We start from the raw sequence: 12,282 nt of genomic DNA, 5'->3' as shown, positions 1-12,282 counted from the left end.
CCCCGGACAGCCCAGCGCACCGTGTGGCCAAGCCGCGCCGGCTACCCAACCCCCGCCGCGCCCTCACGCCCGAGGAACTGCAGGACATCAACCTGGTGGCGCGTACCAGCGGCAACGACGTCATCCTGGATGCCCTGTTGCTGCGGCTGCACACGGAAACCGCCTGCCGCCGCGGCGGCGCCCTCGCCCTCCGCCTGGTCGACCTCGACACCACCCACGCCCTGGTCCGCCTCACCGAGAAGGGCGGCACCCTGCGCTGGCAACCCATCACCCCGACCCTCGCCGAACGCCTCCTCGATCACGCCCAGGTCCGAGGCGCGGTCCTGCCCACCGACCGGCTGTTGCGCTACCGCAACGGCCGACCGATCAGCAGCCGCCGCTACGACCACCTCTGGAAACGCATCGGAGACCGTCTGCCCTGGGTCGCCGCGCAAGGCATCTCCACCCACTGGCTGCGGCACACCACCCTCACCTGGGTAGAGCGCCACTTCGGCTACGGTGTGGCCCGCGCCTACGCCGGCCACACCGACCGCCGCGGACCCGCCACCACCACCTACATCAAAGCCGACCTGCACGCCGTCGCCACCGCCCTCGCCGCCATGACGGGCCAGCCCCACCCGCTAGCCGGAGGACAAGACGGGCAGTCCTTGCCCGCACCACGCCAGGGATGACGGCGGCTGGGTCGCATAGCCCTAGCACTCGCCGTTGACCCAGTCCTCAGGAGACGCGGCTCGTGGACGTGTTGATGTCGGCGCTGGTGGGCAACGGCGGGATACCCGGTCGCAGGTAGCCGATACCTGCCGCGACAACCCACTGGGCTGCCGCCGGCTGGAGGGCCCACGGCTCGCGCAGCAGCGTTTTGCGCAAAGCGCCGCGGTCCGCGACCTGCGCAGGTTCTGGCCGCAGTTGTCGACGCCGCTGGCCGTCGGGATCCCAGTCCGGATGCGACGGCTCGTCAAGGGCGGTGACGAAGTGGTCGACCAGGCTGGGCCAGGTCGGTGTGCCCCACCAATGGCGGCACGCCAGCCCACCGTGTGCCGCGGTGCGCCAGGCGGCGTGTCGGCCGCCCTGTTCCTCGGCTGCGGCTGCCCACTCGCCCAACACGTCGGCGACGTGGTCGCTGTAGTCTGCGAGGTCATTGCCGGCGATTTCGACGAGCCGTGAGCCACCCGGGAGCAGGCGCTGCGGGTTGACCAGCCAGCGCCAGATCCGTACGGCCAGCCAGTCCCAATCGTCCACGCCGACGCCGTCAAGCCGCCCAATATCGGCATCTGCCGCCAGGCCCACCTCACGGCGCCAGCGCCGGATGATCTGCCGTACCCGCCAACATGTGTGCGAATTGATGCGAAGCATGTCGCCGTCGCTGAGTGGCCCGTCGCCGGCGTGCCAGTCCTCCACCGGGCTGTTGCGCCACGCGTTGTTGACCACACCGACTGCAGCGAGATCCAGAACCGGCCCCACCCGATCTGGATCGATCCCCACCTGATGAGCCAGCATCGCCCGCACGAACCCCGACTCCTGCTGCGGCGTCAAGGCATCGTCGGTATCGCGGCGAGCAACCGTCCCCATGGACACCGAGAATGCCAGCTCTTGCTCTCGATTGCGCGGACCGGCCAGTACCCGGTCTGGCCGGCGGCAAGACGACGGGATGGATCAGCCCGGCGGGCTTTATTAGTCTGAGGCATGCTCGAAGCCGGCAGCCGGACGCGCACCCAACCGCCCCCACCGGCCATCGTCTTCGAGGCACTCACCGAGCCCAACCGCGACCCGGCGCGGCCCTGGCTGCACCTGCTGGACGACGAACAATCGCCGCAGGTCCTGCGCGCCGAGCACCCACACCTGGTCATCTGGTCATCCCTGTGGCCCAAGCGGCCGGATGCCCAGGTGCGCTTCGACCTGCAGTCCGACGGCGGAGAAGGCACCCAGCTGCGGTGGACGCTGCTGGTCGCCGAACCCCCACCCGACCCGTCGCTGCTGGGACATCTGTGCAAGCGGCTCAACGAACTGATCAACGCGAATCTGCGCTACACCTTCGGGCAGTAGGCAGATGAAAGGTTTGGTGGGCAACAGTCACTGGCGGCCGAACCACGATGACAAGTGCTACGAGTGCATGAGGCCGTACGCTGACGATGAGCGCCTATCGCTGGGCGGTGGATGGTGGGGAGCCGCGATGGATCAGGTGCCTGCCCGAACCGAGAGGGGCCGGGGACAGCGGCGCCGACCGGAGAACAGGTCCCCAACGCGTGGCCGGCGCCGCCTGCGGCGGAAGCCGACGTGCCGAGCTGGACGGGGGTGACCCGCGATCGCGGGCCAGGTCGGCGGACGGCCCAACCCCGGTGGGAATCGACTCCGCTCGGCCGAGGTGCAGCTGACTCGGCCTGGTACCCGCTGCCGCTCGCTTGTAGCCCACTCGGCATGGTTCCGTGGCTCGCTGGCCCGGCTGACCTGACCCCGGCCCAGCATCTACTGCGGGTGGATGGTCCGACCGTGGCCGACTCACCAGTCCAATTGGCTCTCAGGCACCCCTTCCCTACGGGCGTACGCCATGACCTCTCCGCGGCGCTGCTCATCGCCGTGTCCGTAACGGAAGACTCGGCCGGGAAACACCACGAACGTCTGGTCGTCGGTGTCGAAGTTGACGTACCAGCCCGGCCCGACCAGGGCCGCAGCGAACAGCGAGGCGAGGGCGTCGGGTTCCAGAGGGCTGGAGAACTCGACCAGCGCCCAGACCTTCGGCTGCTGCGGCGTCGTGTCCGACACCTCCAGCCGTGCCAGCCGTCGCAGAGCGATCTGTGAGTCGTCGAAGACGACTCCCGGGCGCAGGCTTTCGATGATCACCGCACCGTTGATCATACGAGCCCTCCAACAAGGTCCGCGACCGGCGTGCCCCCGGCTGATGCTGGCCGGTCAGGAGCCCCGAGTCGGGTTGCTTCGTCGCAGCCTAGCGTCCGCTCTATCGGGGTATTGCCGGGCGCGACGGGCACGGACTGGCCGGAACCCCGCAGCTTGCGATGGCCAGTCGTTTCGCCGACCGAGCAGCACTCGCTCGGTGATTCATTGTCCGCGGCCGCAGGTGGGACAGGTTCCACGTATGGGCGTTGCGTTGATGGCTGGCGTGTTCGGATGTGGCCGGCGGGGGACGGCCACCGCCGCCACCAGGGTTGCGCCGGTGAGGGCGACGATGGTGGCGGCGGTGCCGGCGATGACACGGAAGTTGGCATAGTCGGCGTTGATGAGTTCGGTGGTGATTTCGGTCAGCGGGTACAGGCCGAGCAGTCCGACTGGGGTGAGCAGCACCAGGAGGGCCCAGAGTCCACGGGTGTCGCGGTGTAGGGCGAGCGCGGCTGCGGTAACCATGGCGATCAGCAGCAGGGCCACGCCGGCTTCGGGGAGGAAAACGCCCCAGTTGCCCCACCGGTATGGCTGTCCTCGTTGCGCCACGAGTTGAGCTGTAGTGACGCCCGCCGCGAGCGCGACGGCCAGTGGAGCGAGTCGTTGCCAGCGCGCCGAGGAGGCCGGGATCGCCAGTGCCAGCAGACCCAGCGCCGCCTGGGGTAGCAGGACGAACAGGGGCGGGCGCGGCAGTCGAGCCAGGTCGGCGACCGGGACCACAGCGGTGGTCAGCAGCAGGGTCACACCGATGGCCGCGCCGGTCCACCGGGCCGGGGCGAGGGCGTGAATCACGGCGGTCAGCAGCCAGGCGGTCCAGACGATGATGCCGGTGGTGGCGAACGGGCCGAAGGCCGCCACGCCCCAACTCGACTGCTCGGTGACCTGTTCCGCGACGGTCCAGATGCCGGCGAGGGCGGTCGCGGTGCTGAAGGCGAGGAAGGCGGCGAGGCGTACCCCGGGGATGAGGTCCGCCGCGCCGGCGGCGCGCAACCGCTCACGGACGCCGCCGGCCAACACGTCCGCGACGTCGTCAGGTGACGGCCAGCGGCGGTCAGGCCCGGCCAGGTCGAGGTACGTCCCCACGATCTCGGCCCCACGCGTACGACGGTAGGCCGCCGGGTAGGCGTGCAGCAGCCACCGGTAGCGTCGTTCGAGGTCGCTCATGCCAGCCTTCCCGCCGTTCGCGGCACCGCCCGACGGCCGGTGCGGGTCGGGGCGCGGAGGCGGGTGGTGGCGGCCTCGACGTTGCGGCGCAGTCGTTCCGCCTCCTTACCCAGGATGGTCTTGCCTGCGGGGGAGAGGCGGTAGTAGCGACGCAGTCGGCCGTCCACCATTTCCTCGCGGTCGACGTGGACCAGGCCGGCGTCGGTTAGGCGGTCCAGCGCGCCGTAGAGGGTGCCGGGCCGCAGCGACACCCGATTCTCGGACAGGGCGGAGACCTCACCGATGAGGCCGTAGCCATGCATGGGCTGACCGGCCAGCGCGGTGAGGATCAGGAAGGTGGGTTCCCGCAGCGGTGTGTCCACAGCCGCAATGTATCGGTCGCGAAGCTATCCATTGGGTGGATTGGCGGAAATGGTCCGGACCTGGTCTGCAACAGGACTGGCATTGGCGGCCATAGTGTGGTGTGACGCATCAGGTGCGGCCGTTGGATGAGCAGCTGTTGTCCTCGATCAGCGCGGGGGATGAGACGGCTTTCGGTTGGCTGTTCGACCGGTACTCCCGGGCGGTGTACAACCATGCGTTCCGGCTGACCGGGTCGTGGTCGACGGCGGAGGACGTCACCCAGGCGACGTTCTTGGTCGCGTGGCGCCGCCGTGGGGATGCCCGCCTGGTGGAGGGTTCAGCGCTGCCGTGGCTGCTGGTGGTGGCGACCAATGCGGTGCGCTCGGAGTGGCGGTCGGCGCGTCGGTGGCTGGCGCTGCTGCGACGGCTGCCACCCGAGCGCCACGCAGACGGTGATTTCGCCGACGAGGTGGCCGCGCGGCTGGACGACGAGCGGCGGATGACCGAGATCCTCGCGGTCGTGCGCCGGCTGCCGCCAGCCGAACGGGAAGCGGTGGGGTTGTGCCTGTGGTCGGGCGTCTCGTACGCCGATGCGGCGGCTGCGCTGGGGATCAGCGAGGTAGCGGTGCGATCCCGGGTCAGTCGTGCGCGCAGCCACCTGGCCCGCCTGATGCCCGAGGAAATCCAGGAGGGGACACGGTGAATGAGATCCTTGACCCGCCCGCGGAGCGGGACCTGCCACCGACGGTGGCGCGAAAGATGCGGGCGCAGCTCCTTCGCTCGGCCGGCCGCCGCGCTGCTCACAGGCCACGCCTGCGGCTCGCCGTGATCGCATCCATGCTGCTGGTCGTCATGTCAGGCGTGACCGCCATGGTGTGGGACGCACCCGACGGCAGGGACGTGCAGGTACTGGCGATAGGGCCGGGCGAGCTGTCGCCGACGCTGCGCGACGCGGCCGAACAATGCCTACGGTGGCATGCCAGCGAGGAGAAACGCCACGCTGCTGAGGGTAAGCCAGCGGTTGCGCTCTCTCTCGCCGACCTTTCCGTGGCGACCGAGCGCGGTGACCACGCACTGGTGCTGTTCATGAACGACGTCGGATACGCGACGTGTGACCTGCGATCGGCCGGACGGAACCGGGAGGTGTCCGGCGGGATCTCCGCCGATCCCTGGCCGCACGGTAAATGGCTCCCCGGTCCCGTGCAGAAGCTCCTGCTGACCTCCACCGAGCACGACGGCGGAGACGTCAGCGCCAGCGGCCGGGTCAGCGAACGCGTCCAGCGGCTGGTGCTCGACCACGGCAACGGCCACACCACCACCGCGCGCCTCTCCGGCGGGGCATTCGGCCTAATGACAGCAGACGCCCGACTGAAGGCCGACGAGAATCCCCAGTTGGTCAGCTACGACAAGCGGGGAGTCGAGATCGACCGGCGCCCGCTGTTTCAACCCGAAGACCAACTCGACCACTGCTACACCACACCCTCCGGGAAGCTGATCTACGGCAAGCCGTCCGGCACCTGCCGACAAGCGGAAGCATGGAAGCGGTAGGCGCCGCGGTGCGGATGCTAGAAACGCATCATGGCAATCGCCCCGGTGCTCATCCCCAGCCCTTTCCTCGGTCCGGCCGTGTGGGCACCTGTCGCCTCGGCGCTGCGATCCGATTTCGGGGTCACCGCGGCGCTGCCCCCGCCGCCCGACCCGGCAGCGCCCACACCAGCGGCGGTCCTGGCGGCCATCGAGAAAGGGCTCCCCGAGTCGGACGACCTGGTGCTCGTGCCCCACAGCAACGCGGGTCTGTATATCCCGGCGCTCGTGACGACGCGTCCGGTGCGCGGCGCCGTCTTCGTGGACGCGGTGTTGCCGCCACCGAGGGGCATCGTGCCCGTGGCACCTGCAGGCCTGAGGGACATGCTCCGTGATCGCGTGGAACCGGACGGCAACCTGCCCCCGTGGACGCGCTGGTGGCCAGAGGAATCCGTGGCCGGGTTGTTCCCCAATGCTGAGACGCGCGCCCGGGTGGAGGCAGAACAGGCACGAGTGCCGTTCGAGTACCTCACCGCCCAGGTGGAGCTGCCCGACGGATGGGAGGCGGTCTCCGCGGGATACCTCAGTTTCGGTGACACGTATGCGGACGAGCGAGACGATGCCCGAGCCCGCGGTTGGCCGGTGCGCACGATGCTGGGGGGCCACCTCCACATGCTGCGCGACCCAGCGGGTGTTGCCGCAGAGATCATGGAGCTAGCGACGTCGTTCTAGCTGCCCAGGCTGAGAACGTTGTCCGGTAGCGGGTCTGTTGGCCGCCGAGATCGGCGCGGACGGGGCGTCGTCCGGCCGTGGGAGCCGGCAACCATGCTGCCAGCAGGCCGACCGTTACCGTCAACGCCGCAACCCCCACCACCGACCACACCGGTACCGACACATCAATCAGCGGATGGTCGGCGATCAGCTCGGTCGCCGGCCTGGCCAACGCGAAGGTGCCCAGTCCCGCTCCCGCAGCCGCCGCGCGCCCAGCCAGGAGCAGCCCTGCGGCGAGGACGATCCGGCGTAGCTGCCGGGCGGTGGCACCCGCCGCGGCGACCAGAGCCAGTTCCCGTCGCTGCCGACCGGCGCCCATCACGAACGCCGCCCGGACAGCAGCACCATCTGGGTCCCGGCGAAGCCGGCCACCAGCAGGAACGCAGCGACCTCGACCGGCCGGTCGGCGGCAGTCGGTTCCATCCCCCGGCGATCCCGGGAGCCCAAGCCCGAGACGGTACCCGGGCCCGGCGGTGACCAGCCCTGCCCGGGAGGAATTCCACCATCAGCGCGGGCCGCGCACCCGGCGACAACGGCGCCTCAGCCAGCACGAGTAGCGACACCTGCCGCAGTGACCGGCTCCAGTCCACCACTGCGACCAGGGTGAGCCGGCGTTGCGGCATCCCGGCCTCGATCTGGCTCCCCAGACCGACGCCGAGTTTCTCGGCCAGTGACTGGGTCACCGCCACCTCCGCCGTCCCACGCGGTGCGTGTCCATGTCCAGCCCACAGCACGTACCGGCCCTGAACCAGGGGTGCGGTCCGGCTGCCCTCGGGCAGCGTGGCTCGCACCGCCGCGGGCCAACAACGCCGTGGACCTGGTCCAGATCGCCCACCACGGCGGCGCGGGCAAAAACGCCGCCGACATCCGGATGCCGTCGACGCCATGGAAGTGCTCATCACCCATCCCGACGTCGACGTGTTCATCCTGGTCACCAGCGGCAGCGACTACTCCCCGCTGGTGGCACCGGCTGCGCGAGTTCGGCAAGCACGTCCTCGGGGTCGGCACTCAGGCCACCGCCAGCGGAAATGCCGAACGGCGGCCCGCTGAACCAGTCGGGCCGCCGTTCGCAGAATGGGGATCAGAGCGAGCGGATGTTCTCCGCCTGCAGGCCCTTCTGACCCTGGGTGATGTCGAACTCCACCCGCTGGTTCTCGTCGAGGCTGCGGAAGCCGCTCGACGAGATCGCGGAGAAGTGGGCGAAGACGTCGGCGCCGCCGCCGTCCTGGGCGATGAAGCCGAAGCCCTTGTCGCCATTGAACCATTTCACGGTACCGGTAGCCATGTCTGCTCCTTCGCAGGCTGTTGGAGACCGCGGTGTGCGGTCCCTTACGCCGCCGCGTTGATCACCCGCGCCGGAACCGACACGACAAACGAAAAAGCGCCTGGCTGGGTTTCAGATAACCCCATCAGGCGCCGGAAACGTCTACGGAAATCAAAACTGCAACAGGAAGACTGTAGCACAGGCGACCGGTAGCGGTCCCGGTGTCCCTGTGTGCGTCCCTGTCATAGCAGCGGAGCGGTACCCGGCATCCGCAGGTTCTTCGGGTACGACAGACGGTCCCTCTCGTGGTGGAGAAGGACCGTGCGGCGTGGAGTCAGGCAGCGCCGGTCTGCTGGCGGCACTGGTGGTCCCGGTTGTGCTGGAGGGCTTCTTCGAGCTGGTCTTCGAGGATGATGATCCGGCAGGCGGCTTCGAGGGCGGTGCCGTGGTCGACCATCTCCCGGGCTCGTGCGGCCAGGCGCAGCTGGTAGCGGGAGTAGCGGCGGTGTCCGCCGGCGGAGCGGAACGGGATGATCAGTTTCGCCTCGTCGAGGCGGCGCAGGAAGTCCTGCGAGGCGCCCACGATCTCGGCGGCGCGGCCCATGGTGTAGGCGGGGTAGTCGTCGTCGTTGAGCATGTCGTCGGGTTGGGCCATACATTCCTCTTCATGAACGAGGGCCCCGGCGCATGCCGCGCCGGGGCCCAGGGTTACGGGTTGAATGCACCATCTACCGACCGGTTCGTCGGGTTCTCGTTTCCGCACCGTGCCGCTATCGGCGACAGAGGGTGCGAGGATCGCATAAGCGTGACCGGAGACCACCTCACGTTCGATGGGACTGCGGTGTCCACCACAGAACTGGAACTACGTTCTGACGGCGGGCGATCCAACGGCGTCCAGCCCTCCCTTTCCTCTGTTTCCATTACCTTTGGTGCTGCCCGCCGGTGTCGGAGCCCCACGCAACTTCACGGCCCCGCACACGTGCGGCGGGTCTCTCCTGCATCAGGCGGAGCCCCGAACTTTGCATCGGCCCTGCCTGCGGTTGCCCTGACCTGGAGTTACGTCAAGGTCTTGACCTGCACTTGCCTTGCTGCGTGCGGTGATGTCGTTCCACCGCAGTTGCCGAGCGGGCCACGAGAAGTTCCGGGCCCTGCTTGACGCTCGGCCTGTTTCGTCAGCGTTTTTAACCGATCTCTATCGTCAACGGAGGCAACACTACCCACGTCCACCAAGAATGTCTAGTCTCGGCAGACCACATTTTCTCGGCGGCTGCCCGAGGCTTTCCGGGCGCGTCGGCTGCTGGCCGGCCGGCGGCAGCGGCGATGTGCGCCCGGCCGCGAGGAGGTCAGGCGGCGGTCGGTAGCTCGACGGTGGCGGTGACGCCGTCACCGTGCTGGTCGATCAGTAAGGTGCCGGTCAGTTGGAGGGCCAGGTAGAGGCGCGAGCTTCACCAACCGGCGCGTTCGCGGTCGACCTGCGGTCCCCGTTCGACAACAACGCCGCCGAGCAGCAGATCCGCATAGTCCTCGCCGCCTACACCGCAGCCCAGACCGGCGGCGCGATCACCGGAGCGGTCCTGGCGGATCACCGACATCATCGCCCTGGACGGGCGCACCCCCGACGAGCTGTTGGCGCTGAACCCGCCAGGAGGGGAAACGATGTCCCGTGTCCAGCTCGCTCTGCGCGTGTCCGACCTTGAAGGCTCGGTGGCCTTCTACTGGAAGCTGTTCGGCGTTGAGCCAGCCGAGCGTCGCCCCGGCTACGCCAACTTCGCCGTCGAGAACCCGCCGCTGAAGCTCGTCCTGCTCGAAGGCGAGCGCGACCAGCCGACGGTCATGGACCACCTCGGCGTCGAGGTGTTCAGCACCGACGAGGTCAACGTCGCCACCAAGCGGCTCACCGACTCCGGCTTGATCACGCTGGAGGAGAACAACACCGAGTGCTGCTACGCCCTCCAGGACAAGGTCTGGGTACGCGGCCCCGGCAACGAGCCCTGGGAGGTCTACACCGTCAAGGCCGACTCCCCGCAGTTGGAGAAGACCGCCGAGAGCGCCTGCTGCGCCCCGGCTGCCGAGACGGAACCCGCAACCAGCGGAACCGCGTCAAGCTGCCGCTGAACGTGGTGTGGGGTGCCCCGCGGCCATGGCCTCCCGGGCCCCACACCCCTCCACGCGTTCCTATCGCCCGGCAGTACGCGGTGAACGCGCTCGGCCTGACCACGGCGTGGGCGGCGCTCGCACCGCGCGCCCGAGCCGGTGGTGCGAGCGCCGTCGTGGTCAGCCCGGACACCGTGCGGGCGGTCGGGGCGGGCAACGGCGCGTACACGGCCTCGAATGCGGCGCTGGAGGCGCCCGCCCTGACTCTCGCTAAGGAGGAGGCCGGGCATGGCGTACGGGTCAATGTGGTGGCGCCTTCGCTCGTCGTCTCACCGCAGGCCGGGGAGATCCTCGCCCTGAAGGGTGTCACCGACGTCGAGGCGTACTACGCCGGTCTGCCCGCCGGCCGCGCGCTCACGGTGGAGTAGGTGGCTGGCGTGATCACCGGCCTGGGGTGTGACCGTGCGTGGGATTATGCGACCGGCACGGTGGTGCGGCTGGTCTTCGACAGCGGCGCACGGTAACGAGAGTGTCCAACGTTGAGGGAGGGTTCTCCATGCTGAACGGTGCCGTGATCGTCGAAAGCCTGCGTCCGGGTGCGGAGTTCGACGGTGCACAGCTCACGCTGCGCAAGCTGTCCCGGGTGGAGGTAGCCGACAACACCCCCGAGCAGCCGAAGATCTGGACCTTGGTCGAGTTCTCCAGCGACGCCGACCCCGGCGAGCTGGCCTCACACTTCGCCAGCGCCTTGTACGGCCGCGGCTGGTATGCCAGCTATGACACCGACGACGAGACCTACGTCATCTTCCCCGGCAAGGTCTTCCACTACCGCAAGGGCGACAAGCCGGCCCGCGAGGAGGTCAAGAAATACGCCCGTTGCGCCGGGGTCCCCGACCCTCAGCTCGACTGGTGAGCATGTACCCGCCAAAGCTCGATTCGGCGTTGTGATCTGGGGTTTTGAAGATCGTGTCAAGCTGCCCCGTGGTAGTCGTTGATCAGCCCACTGAGTCGTTCGGCGCCGTACGGGCTTGTCCAGGGGATGATGACGTCCGGGTCGTGGTTGGGTGGCCGCTGCTACCGTCTCGGGCTCCTAAAGGGCCGGGCCCAGCCTGAAAGGCCGGGAGCAAGCACCTCAGTCTGCCGGAGCCCGGTACCCGTCATCGCAGTGGTCGAGGCGGTTCGGGGTCGCCTCCGGCGGGCCAGTAGCTCCGGTGGCGACGATCAGGTCTGGCCGGGGTGCGGTCTGGGCGGGCGGTGCGTTCTGGGGCGTGGTCCGGAGCCGGAATGCGAGAAGATCGTGTCCATGACTGGGGACTGGCTGGTTCGCTACCGCGCTGGGGAGCGCGGGCAGGTGTGGGATGAGCTGGCGCAGCTCGGTGATGCGGTACGGGATCCTGATGTGCTGGAGGAGGTGCAGCTCGTTTGTGACGAGATGGCTCGACGCGCGCGGCACAACGTCGAGGTGATCGTGGAGCGGTTGATTCGTGACGGGTATCGGTTCCACGCCAACGATGATGAGCAGACTCCGGTGATACCGCATATCCCGCCGACTCCTGCGGCCGTCGAGTATGCCGCCTGGCTGCAGGAGCGGTTCGGTCCAGTGCCGCTCACGCTGCTGTCGTGGGTGCGCATAGTCGGGGATGTCTGGCTCGTCGGTACACATCCGGACTGGCCGCTGTCTGCGTCGGCCGATCCGCTGGTGATCCAGGTCGAGGGTTCGCACTATCCCCACTCGTCTATGCGTTTCCACTACGAGTATGAATGGGAGCAGTGGCGCGATCGTAGTGCAGACGATGCCAATGCCAGACCGTTCCAGCTGACCCTGGCGCCGGACCGGTACCACAAGGACAACGTCAGCGGTGGTGGTCCGTACGGCATGGCGGTGCCTGATGCTCATGCCGACGGGCTGTTCGTTGCGGAGACGACGATGCCGTTCGTGCAGTACCTTAACTGGGTCTTCCTCCGCGGCGGGTTCCCATTCTTGACCGGTTCGAGTGACGCGCTGCAGATCCCGGACGGCCTCGCCGAGGATCTCCTTCCGCTGTGAGACCCGGTGGTCGGCCTTGCATGCCTAGCGCACGTATCTGGCCGTTGTGCGCGGTGACGCACGGTTGACGCTGGCGCTCCGGGGCTTATCACCGCGACGGCCTCCTCGGGTCGCCCTTGGCGAATGAGTAGTTTCGCAAGCGAGGACTGGATCCACATCTCTTGGGCCGGCTGCAGCACGGCAA

17 protein-coding genes are annotated in these 12,282 nt (G+C 68.6%); 9 read left to right on the top strand and 8 right to left on the bottom strand.

What is annotated here, in order from left to right:
- The coding region (locus tag ONA70_RS29060) for a tyrosine-type recombinase/integrase (RefSeq protein WP_265009681.1) at window positions 1-671 on the top strand (671 nt) is incomplete at its 5' end.
- A 46-nt stretch (window positions 672-717) separates the two neighbouring features.
- Here the strand turns inward: ONA70_RS29060 and ONA70_RS29055 are convergent.
- Window positions 718-1,569: a hypothetical protein gene (locus ONA70_RS29055; RefSeq protein ID WP_265009680.1), complete on the bottom strand. Its 852-nt coding sequence runs from the start codon at window positions 1,567-1,569 to the stop codon at window positions 718-720.
- A 114-nt stretch (window positions 1,570-1,683) separates the two neighbouring features.
- On the opposite strand from ONA70_RS29055, the gene ONA70_RS29050 reads away from it, so the two are divergent.
- Window positions 1,684-2,043: a hypothetical protein gene (locus ONA70_RS29050; protein WP_265009679.1), complete on the top strand. Its 360-nt coding sequence runs from the start codon at window positions 1,684-1,686 to the stop codon at window positions 2,041-2,043.
- A gap of 453 nt (window positions 2,044-2,496) precedes the next feature.
- Here the strand turns inward: ONA70_RS29050 and ONA70_RS29045 are convergent, their stop codons facing one another.
- The 3 genes from ONA70_RS29045 to ONA70_RS29035 all read right to left on the bottom strand — a co-directional run bounded on the left by ONA70_RS29045 (window position 2,497) and on the right by ONA70_RS29035 (window position 4,418).
- Window positions 2,497-2,838, bottom strand: a complete 342-nt coding sequence (locus ONA70_RS29045) for a hypothetical protein (protein WP_265009678.1) — start codon at window positions 2,836-2,838, stop codon at window positions 2,497-2,499.
- Window positions 2,839-3,054: 216 nt separating this feature from the next.
- Window positions 3,055-4,056 (bottom strand): serine/threonine-protein kinase, encoded by a 1,002-nt coding sequence (locus ONA70_RS29040; RefSeq protein WP_265009677.1) that lies wholly within the window; start codon window positions 4,054-4,056, stop codon window positions 3,055-3,057.
- Entirely contained in the window at window positions 4,053-4,418 is a 366-nt protein-coding gene (locus ONA70_RS29035) for a PadR family transcriptional regulator (RefSeq protein ID WP_265009676.1), read from the bottom strand. The genes ONA70_RS29040 and ONA70_RS29035 overlap by 4 nt, the downstream gene beginning before the upstream one ends.
- Before the next feature lie 113 nt (window positions 4,419-4,531).
- Here ONA70_RS29035 and ONA70_RS29030 point away from each other — a divergent pair, with 113 nt between their 5' ends.
- Genes ONA70_RS29030 through ONA70_RS29020 form a run of 3 tightly spaced genes read left to right on the top strand, consistent with a single transcriptional unit; the run spans window position 4,532 to window position 6,654 of the window.
- Window positions 4,532-5,101 carry an RNA polymerase sigma factor gene (locus ONA70_RS29030; RefSeq protein WP_265009682.1) on the top strand — a complete coding sequence of 190 codons (570 nt, stop codon included), beginning with the start codon at window positions 4,532-4,534 and terminating at the stop codon, window positions 5,099-5,101.
- The gene (locus ONA70_RS29025) at window positions 5,098-5,946 is read left to right on the top strand and encodes a hypothetical protein (RefSeq protein WP_265009675.1); all 849 of its coding nucleotides are present in this window, start codon (window positions 5,098-5,100) and stop codon (window positions 5,944-5,946) included. The genes ONA70_RS29030 and ONA70_RS29025 overlap by 4 nt, the downstream gene beginning before the upstream one ends.
- 30 nt (window positions 5,947-5,976) lie before the next feature.
- Window positions 5,977-6,654, top strand: coding sequence for a hypothetical protein (locus ONA70_RS29020; RefSeq protein WP_265009674.1), 678 nt, complete (start codon window positions 5,977-5,979; stop codon window positions 6,652-6,654).
- Here ONA70_RS29020 and ONA70_RS37040 read toward each other — a convergent pair.
- The 4 genes from ONA70_RS37040 to ONA70_RS29005 all read right to left on the bottom strand — a co-directional run bounded on the left by ONA70_RS37040 (window position 6,629) and on the right by ONA70_RS29005 (window position 9,552).
- Entirely contained in the window at window positions 6,629-7,012 is a 384-nt protein-coding gene (locus ONA70_RS37040) for an FtsX-like permease family protein (protein ID WP_406601261.1), read from the bottom strand. The two genes, ONA70_RS29020 and ONA70_RS37040, sit on opposite strands and share 26 nt — an antisense overlap.
- Window positions 7,013-7,774: 762 nt before the next feature.
- The gene (locus ONA70_RS29015; protein WP_265009673.1) at window positions 7,775-7,978 is read right to left on the bottom strand and encodes a cold-shock protein; all 204 of its coding nucleotides are present in this window, start codon (window positions 7,976-7,978) and stop codon (window positions 7,775-7,777) included.
- Window positions 7,979-8,291: 313 nt separating this feature from the next.
- Window positions 8,292-8,612: a MerR family transcriptional regulator gene (locus ONA70_RS29010; RefSeq protein ID WP_265009672.1), complete on the bottom strand. Its 321-nt coding sequence runs from the start codon at window positions 8,610-8,612 to the stop codon at window positions 8,292-8,294.
- A 790-nt stretch (window positions 8,613-9,402) separates the two neighbouring features.
- On the bottom strand, window positions 9,403-9,552 hold the full coding sequence (locus ONA70_RS29005) for a hypothetical protein (RefSeq protein WP_265009671.1): 150 nt from the start codon (window positions 9,550-9,552) through the stop codon (window positions 9,403-9,405).
- 61 nt (window positions 9,553-9,613) lie between these two features.
- Here ONA70_RS29005 and ONA70_RS29000 point away from each other — a divergent pair, with 61 nt between their 5' ends.
- The 4 genes from ONA70_RS29000 to ONA70_RS28985 all read left to right on the top strand — a co-directional run bounded on the left by ONA70_RS29000 (window position 9,614) and on the right by ONA70_RS28985 (window position 12,098).
- A complete protein-coding gene (locus ONA70_RS29000) occupies window positions 9,614-10,072 on the top strand; it encodes an ArsI/CadI family heavy metal resistance metalloenzyme (protein WP_265009670.1) in 459 nt (152 codons plus the stop codon).
- Between the two features lie 2 nt (window positions 10,073-10,074).
- Window positions 10,075-10,479, top strand: coding sequence for an SDR family oxidoreductase (locus ONA70_RS28995; RefSeq protein ID WP_319959059.1), 405 nt, complete (start codon window positions 10,075-10,077; stop codon window positions 10,477-10,479).
- A gap of 128 nt (window positions 10,480-10,607) precedes the next feature.
- Window positions 10,608-10,964 carry a hypothetical protein gene (locus ONA70_RS28990; RefSeq protein ID WP_265009668.1) on the top strand — a complete coding sequence of 119 codons (357 nt, stop codon included), beginning with the start codon at window positions 10,608-10,610 and terminating at the stop codon, window positions 10,962-10,964.
- Window positions 10,965-11,402: 438 nt separating this feature from the next.
- The gene (locus ONA70_RS28985) at window positions 11,403-12,098 is read left to right on the top strand and encodes a hypothetical protein (protein WP_265009667.1); all 696 of its coding nucleotides are present in this window, start codon (window positions 11,403-11,405) and stop codon (window positions 12,096-12,098) included.
- The last annotated feature ends 184 nt before the right edge of the window (window positions 12,099-12,282 follow it).

This window comes from Micromonospora yasonensis, from assembly GCF_026013475.1.
GTDB lineage: Bacteria > Actinomycetota > Actinomycetes > Mycobacteriales > Micromonosporaceae > Micromonospora > Micromonospora yasonensis.
This window is presented reverse-complemented; position numbering and strand designations above follow the sequence as displayed.

What these genes read in the sequence shown, in the direction of transcription:
- ONA70_RS29040 (WP_265009677.1), bottom strand. Translation starts at nt 4,056, where the DNA reads ATGAGCGACCTCGAACGACGCTACCGGTGGCTGCTGCACGCCTACCCG.
- ONA70_RS29010 (WP_265009672.1), bottom strand. Translation starts at nt 8,612, where the DNA reads ATGGCCCAACCCGACGACATGCTCAACGACGACGACTACCCCGCCTAC.
- ONA70_RS29005 (WP_265009671.1), bottom strand. Translation starts at nt 9,552, where the DNA reads ATGATGTCGGTGATCCGCCAGGACCGCTCCGGTGATCGCGCCGCCGGT.
- ONA70_RS29015 (WP_265009673.1), bottom strand. Translation starts at nt 7,978, where the DNA reads ATGGCTACCGGTACCGTGAAATGGTTCAATGGCGACAAGGGCTTCGGC.
- ONA70_RS29055 (WP_265009680.1), bottom strand. Translation starts at nt 1,569, where the DNA reads ATGGGGACGGTTGCTCGCCGCGATACCGACGATGCCTTGACGCCGCAG.
- ONA70_RS28990 (WP_265009668.1), top strand. Translation starts at nt 10,608, where the DNA reads ATGCTGAACGGTGCCGTGATCGTCGAAAGCCTGCGTCCGGGTGCGGAG.
- ONA70_RS29050 (WP_265009679.1), top strand. Translation starts at nt 1,684, where the DNA reads ATGCTCGAAGCCGGCAGCCGGACGCGCACCCAACCGCCCCCACCGGCC.
- ONA70_RS29000 (WP_265009670.1), top strand. Translation starts at nt 9,614, where the DNA reads ATGTCCCGTGTCCAGCTCGCTCTGCGCGTGTCCGACCTTGAAGGCTCG.
- ONA70_RS29020 (WP_265009674.1), top strand. Translation starts at nt 5,977, where the DNA reads ATGGCAATCGCCCCGGTGCTCATCCCCAGCCCTTTCCTCGGTCCGGCC.
- ONA70_RS37040 (WP_406601261.1), bottom strand. Translation starts at nt 7,012, where the DNA reads ATGGGCGCCGGTCGGCAGCGACGGGAACTGGCTCTGGTCGCCGCGGCG.